Origin of the sequence: Xanthobacter pollutisoli (genome assembly GCF_040044995.1) — a bacterium.
Lineage (GTDB): Bacteria > Pseudomonadota > Alphaproteobacteria > Rhizobiales > Xanthobacteraceae > Xanthobacter.
On record NZ_JBDZDP010000057.1, the window covers coordinates 1 to 3,833 of the forward strand.

3 protein-coding genes are annotated in these 3,833 nt (G+C 66.3%); all 3 read left to right on the top strand.

The annotated features are described in order from the left end of the window. Positions 1-155: 155 nt before the first annotated feature. The 3 genes from ABLE93_RS26750 to ABLE93_RS26760 are packed head-to-tail and all read left to right on the top strand — an operon-like array spanning position 156 to position 3,614. Positions 156-1,775, top strand: coding sequence for a TnsB C-terminal domain-containing protein (locus ABLE93_RS26750; RefSeq protein WP_348842700.1), 1,620 nt, complete (start codon positions 156-158; stop codon positions 1,773-1,775). Beyond that, the gene (locus tag ABLE93_RS26755; protein WP_348842701.1) at positions 1,768-2,649 is read left to right on the top strand and encodes a TniB family NTP-binding protein; all 882 of its coding nucleotides are present in this window, start codon (positions 1,768-1,770) and stop codon (positions 2,647-2,649) included. The genes ABLE93_RS26750 and ABLE93_RS26755 overlap by 8 nt, the downstream gene beginning before the upstream one ends. A gap of 29 nt (positions 2,650-2,678) precedes the next feature. Next, the gene (locus tag ABLE93_RS26760; RefSeq protein ID WP_348842702.1) at positions 2,679-3,614 is read left to right on the top strand and encodes a TniQ family protein; all 936 of its coding nucleotides are present in this window, start codon (positions 2,679-2,681) and stop codon (positions 3,612-3,614) included. The last annotated feature ends 219 nt before the right edge of the window (positions 3,615-3,833 follow it).

The following is a 3,833-nucleotide window of genomic DNA, read 5'->3' on the forward strand; positions in this document are numbered from 1 at the left end:
TGTCGGACTACCGGGGTTGATGAGACTGGCGCCTGCGCAATTTCAATGCCTTGGCCGTGTCGTCATTATGAGACCGATTCAAGGTAATTGAGACTGGCGACGGTATTGAGTCGGTAGTTGTGAGACCAGCTTGCAGCCAGACGGCGAGGCTGTCCATGAACGATGATGGTATCGATCCTGAGGCCTGGGCGCAGGCGCGGCATCGCGCCGAGATCCTGTCGAAACTGTCGAAGCACCTTGGCGATGCGGAAGTCCGCGATGCCCTGAACGCGCTTGGCGTCAGCCGGGCAACCTTGTTTCGCTGGCTGAAGCGGTTCCGGCAGGATGACCGCACCAGCACGCTCCTACCGCGCCGGCGTGGCCCAAACGCTGGCATGCAGCCTCTGGATCCGGTGGTGCTCACGATCGTCGAGCAGCATTTCCGGAAGCTCTATGCGACGCGCCGCAGGCCCACCCTGACGCGCTTTCAGCAGGAGGTTGCGGCGGACTGCCAGCTTCAAGGCCTGCAGCCGCCATCGATCCGCCGTCTCGGCCGGTGGCTGAAAATGAAAGATCAGGCCGATCTGATGCGCCGACGGGAGGGCGCCGGCAAATCGGAGGCGGTGTTTCTGGCGACGCCAGGCGGATTGGAGGCGGCGGCTCCGCTTGAAATCCTCCAGATCGACCACACCAAGGTCGACGTCACGGTCGTCGATCCGGTAACCCGATTGCCGATCGGCCGGCCGACGCTCACGCTGGCCGTCGACGTCAACACCCGCATGGTGATGGGCTTCTACCTGTCGCTGGAAGCGCCGTCCCTGGCAGCCGTGGCGTTGTGCCTGACCCATGCGGTGACGGACAAGACGGCCTGGCTGACCTCACGGGGGATCGTGGCGGAGTGGCCGGCGCACGGAATTCCTGGGACCATTCATGTCGACAACGGCGCCGAATTCCATGCGCGCGCCTTCGAACGCGCCTGCGGCGAGCATCGCATCGACCTGAGCTACCGTCCACCTGGCACGCCGCGTTTCGGCGGTCATATCGAGCGGCTGATCGGCACGATGATGGGTGCCGTTCACCTCATTCCGGGCTCGCATTTCTCGAACATCGACGAACGCGGCGACCTCGATCCGGAGGCCGAGGCGGTCATGACTTTGCGCGACCTGGAACGCTATCTCGCCATCGAGATCATCGGCTCCTACCATGCCCGCATCCACAAGGCGCTGGATCTGCCGCCGGCGGCCGCCTGGCAAGCCCGCATCGGCGACGTCACGGTGCGGGTTCCGTCGGATCCGCGGCGGTTCCTCATCGATTTTCTGCCTTTCGAGCAGCGCACTTTGCAGCGCGACGGGCTGCACCTGTTTCACATCCGCTACTGGTCGGACGAGCTGCGTTGGCTGATGGGGCGCGACCGGCAACGACTGACCGTCAAATTCGATCCGCGCGACCTGTCCTGCGTGTTCGTGGCGACAGGGCAGGGGTATCTGGAAGCGCGTCCAGCCGATCGGACCCGCCCGCCCATTGGGCTGTGGGAGCACCGGGCTGCCGTGCGCGCCTTGCGGGAAAAAGGCCGCGAGGCCGTCGACGAGGAGCTCATCTTCTCCACAATCCTCGCCCAGCGATCCCTGGTCGACGAGGCAACGCGCCTGACCAAGGCGATGCGAAGGGATGTCGCCCGGCGCGCGCATCTCGCACCGGACAGGATCATCGACGTGACACCGGAGGTGGTGCCGAACAAGGACGAAAGGCCCCTGCAACTGCCTTATTTCGCGGTGGAGGAATGGGATGATGACTGAGGCGTTCTCGCATCTCTTCCCCGCTAGCCGGCCGATCGCCGCGCTGAGCGCGGACGAGCGTATCCGGCGCATTCGCGCCGACCGCTGGATCAACTATCCGCGCGCCGAACAGGCGCTCCAGAAGCTCGAAGCCCTGCTTGCCTTCCCGCCACGGGCGCGCATGCCCAACCTGCTCATCGTCGGCGCCAGCGGCATGGGCAAGACCATGATCGTCGAAAAGTTCGCCCGCGACCACCCTTCGCAGTTCGATACGGTGACGGGGCGCATGCATATGCCGGTCATCGCCGTCCAGATGGTGCCGGGCCCTGACGAAGCCCGCTTCTACAAGCGGCTCCTGGCGGCGATCGGGGCACCCGAACCGCCGCGGGCGACGCTGTCGGTACTGGAAAGCCTGACGCTGCGCCTGCTGTCCGAGATCCGGCCGGGGCTGCTGGTCATCGACGAGGTGCACAGCCTGCAGGCCGGCACCGTGCGGGAGCAGACCCGCTTCCTGAACATGCTGCGCTTTCTCGGCAATGAGCTGCGGATTCCGCTCGTCTGCGTCGGTACGCAGCAGGCGCGAAACGCGCTGCGCACCGATGATCAGCTGGTGCGCCGGTTCGAGGCTTTCGCGCTGCCGCCGTGGCAGAATGACGAGGATTTCGGCGGTCTGATCGGCAGCTTGCAGCGCAGTTTGCCGCTGCGGCAGCCCAGCGAGTTCGCCGACGCGACGCTGAAGCGCCTCATCGAGGTGACGGGAGGGATCACGGCCGGCATCTTCTCGCTGGTGAGCGCGCTCGCCATCGCCGCGATCGAGAGCGGCGAGGAAAGGATCACGCCCGGCGCGGTCGCAGACAAGCGCAGCGTGCTGGCTCTCGTGGGAGAGCCCGTGTGAGGGACCCACCGGCACCGGTTCCGTTGCCGGTGGTGCCGCGGCCGAGCCCCGACGAGCGTCTGTCGTCCTGGCTGGGGCGGCTTGCGCGGCTCTACAGCATGCCGGCGGAGGCGCTTCTGGCGCATTGCGGCCTCGGCCGCTTCAGCGTTCGCGAGCTCGAATGGCGCCTCGGGGTAGGGGAGGGGTCCGTGCTGGCTGGCCGCACCGGCATGACCGTTGAGGGGCTGCGGAGGCTGACTTTCGACGAGATCACGCCGCAGGCGCGCCTGATGATCGCCGCGGCAAGCCGCTATGTCTGTCCGCGTTGTCCCGCCGGGCTCCACCGCAAGGCGACGGCCTTTCCCTGGAATTTCTGGTGCGATGAGCACGGCGTCCGGTTCGGGGGGAGGGCCGGGACAGGACTGGATGCGCGGCTGCCGCAAACACAGTTGACCAGGCTCGATCCCAGTGCGCGGAGCGGGGCGCTGCGGCTGGCCGATTGGGCGCAGGGGAAGGAGGAGGGCGCGCCCGCGGTGCCCGCGCTGCTGGACCTCCTGACGACGCGGCATCGCAGGTCCTCGCCCCCGTCGCTGGCCGAGCAGCCGATCCTGTCGCTCGCCGCGCGCCGGGCCAATCACGATTTCCTCACGCAGCCGATTGCCCGGCAGGCGCTTCTGGTCGTCGTGCCGGAGTACGATCGGGTGGCGCCTGTGCTCGCCAAGCCGGTGCGCCCAGGCCTGTTTTCGCTCGCACAAGGCTCGCTGCTGCAGAACTATGCCTTGGCCGTTGGTGTCGGGCGGCTGTGCGCGGATCCCGTTGGATGCGCCACTTCGGTGCTGCTGGCGAGCGATCGGGAAGGGGAAGAGCGGCTGCGGGAAGCCCTGCGGGCGTGGTCGCCGGCGCTGCGGCGGCGTGTCTATGCCCGGCTCCGGCGCCTCCGAGCGCCAGAGACGTCGCCTCAGCGGGCGTCGCAACGGCTCGGCTGAGCCGGAAAGTCCGCCAGTCTCACAAATTCCGACTCAGCCAGTCTCATAATGGCGCTCCGGGAGTCTCATAATTATGCGCGAGATTTCCGCCCAAGCGCTTGAGTCTCACAAATTCCGCCCATCCGACATGGGAAGGGTTCCGAATATTCTACCTTTCAGGTCATTTCTACCCTGTTTGGCGCCCTCTGTCAATATGTCCGATAATGCAACATTATCGGA